Genomic DNA, 2,444 nt, shown 5'->3' on the forward strand with positions numbered 1-2,444 from the left:
CGTTCGGCGTGGAGGCGCACGTGCGGGACGGCAGGCGCGGTCGCACCGGTTCGGACGCCACCCTGGTCCTGGTGGCGGGGGAGAGCGGGTTCGGGTTCCGCCGCGGCCGGGTGTGGGGTGTGCACGTCGCGTGGAGCGGGAACCACCGCACCTACGCCGAACGGGTGCCCACCGGCGAGGCCGTGATCGGAGGCGGCGAGCTGCTGCTGCACGGCGAGGTCCGGTTGGCGCCGGGGGAGGCCTACACGACCCCCGAGGTGTTCGGCTCCTGCGGCGACGGGCTGGACGAGCTGTCCGCCCGCTTCCACCGCCACCTGCGGTCGAGGCCCCACCACCCGAGCGGTCCGCGGCGCGTGGTGCTCAACACCTGGGAGGCCGTCTACTTCGACCACGACCTGAACCGGCTGTGCGCCCTGGCCGACCGCGGCGCGGTGGTGGGCGCGGAGCTGTTCGTGCTGGACGACGGCTGGTTCCGGGGCAGGCGCGACGACACCGCGGGCCTGGGGGACTGGTACGTCGACGAGGAGGTCTGGCCCGACGGCCTGCACCCGCTGGTGGACCACGTCCGGTCGCTGGGCCTGGAGTTCGGCCTGTGGGTGGAGCCGGAGATGGTCAGCGCGGACTCCGACCTGCTGCGACGCCACCCGGACTGGGTGCTGTCGACCGGTGGTCGTCGTCCGCCGCTGGTGCGCGGGCAGTACGTGCTCGACCTGACGCACCCGGAGGCGCGCGCTCACGTGCTGGAACGCCTGGACGTGCTGGTCGACGAGTACCGGCTCGCCTACCTGAAGTGGGACCACAACCGCGACCTGGTCGACGCGGGCGACTCCCGCACCGGCCGCGCGGCCGTGCACGCCCACACGCTGGCGGTCTACGGGCTGCTGGACGAGCTGCGCCGACGTCACCCCGGCCTGGAGGTCGAGTCCTGCTCCTCCGGCGGGTCGCGGGTGGACCTGGGCATCCTGGAGCGCACCGACCGCGTGTGGGCCAGCGACTGCATCGACGCGCTGGACCGGCAGGGCATCCAGCGCTGGACCGGACTGCTGCTGCCGCCCGAGCTGGTGGGGTCGCACATCGGCGCGGCCCGGTCGCACACCACGGGGCGCAGGCACGACCTCTCCTTCCGCGCCGGCACCGCGCTGTTCGGCCACCTGGGCATCGAGTGGGACCTCACCGCCGCCGACCGGGACGAGCTGGCCGAGCTGGCGGGCTGGGTGGGGTTCTACAAGGAGGTCCGCGGCTGGCTGCACCGCGGCCGGGTGGTGCGCGCCGATTCGCCGGATCCCGCGGTCCTGGTCCACGGAGTCGTGTCCGCCGACGACGGGCAGGCGTTGTTCGCCATCGTCGCGATGGCGTCGGGGACGACCACCTCGCCGGGGCGAGTGCCCCTGCCCGGTCTGCCGCCCGACAGCCGGTTCACCGTCCGCCCCGTGCGGCACGCCGCCCTGCCACCGTCCACGGCCCTGGTCCAGGTGCCGTGGTTGTCCACCGGTGTCCGCCTCTCCGGCCGCGAACTGGCGGAGGTGGGGGTGCAGGTGCCGCCCCTGCACCCCGAGCAGGCCCTGTTGCTGCACGTGGTGCGCGAGGAGAGCGCGTGACCGCCGTCGACCCGGTCCGCCGCGACGCCCGGCCGTCGACGCCGTGCGGTCCTGCCGGGCCGACCCCTCGTTGACCCCGAGCCGCCCCCTCGTCGGCCCCGGCCTCCGGGGCGACGCCCTGTTCCGGCAACCGTCCATCCCTCACCGTGGAGCACCGATGCGACACCGACCGGCAAGATCCCGCATGACCATCGGCGCGGTGACCGCCGTGCTGCTGCTGGCAGCCCTGTCCCCGACGGCCCCGACCGCCTCCGCCCGGTCCGACCCCGCCGCCGAGACCCTGCGCGTGGACCTCGCCACGACCACCGGGGCGTTCCGCGGCGGCGCGACCGGCATCCTCTACGGGCTGGGCGACGCCGGTGTGCCCTCCCGCGACCTCATCGCCGGCATGAAACCCCGCACCATCGCCCAGAAGCCACCGGACGGCGAGCAGCACCCCAACGGCGACGCCCTGGTCGTGGCCGACGACCTGTTCGCCTCCGGCGGCGCGGACGTCTACATCAACTCCCAGGACATCTACAGCGCCTGGCCCTACCAGGACCTGGGCGTCGACGACTACCTCGCCCGGCTGCGCCCGCAACTGGAGAAGGTGGCCGCGCGCCCGGACCGCGACCGGTTCGTGTGGACGATCTTCAACGAGCCGGACTGGATCTGGTACGGCGACTGGGCCACCAAGAAGGACCGGTTCCTGGCCGACTGGACGAAGGTCTACCGCACGGTCAAGTCCGTGCTGCCGCACGCGCGCATCGACGGACCCGGCGACGCCGCCTACCGCCCGGACCGGCTGCGCGACTTCCTCACCTACGCCGCCGCCAACGACGTGCTGCCGGACATCGTCACCTGGCA

At 74.0% G+C, this 2,444-nt stretch carries 2 protein-coding genes; both read left to right on the forward strand.

What is annotated here, in order from left to right; translation table 11 throughout:
- Positions 1-1,598, forward strand: a 1,598-nt coding sequence (locus AB0G02_RS35385) for an alpha-galactosidase (protein ID WP_360803362.1), incomplete at its 5' end; no start/stop codon positions are given.
- A gap of 157 nt (positions 1,599-1,755) precedes the next feature.
- Positions 1,756-2,444: hypothetical protein (locus tag AB0G02_RS35390; protein ID WP_360803364.1), on the forward strand; the 689-nt coding region annotated here is incomplete at its 3' end.

It is taken from the genome of Actinosynnema sp. NPDC023658 (assembly GCF_040639995.1).
GTDB lineage: Bacteria > Actinomycetota > Actinomycetes > Mycobacteriales > Pseudonocardiaceae > Actinosynnema.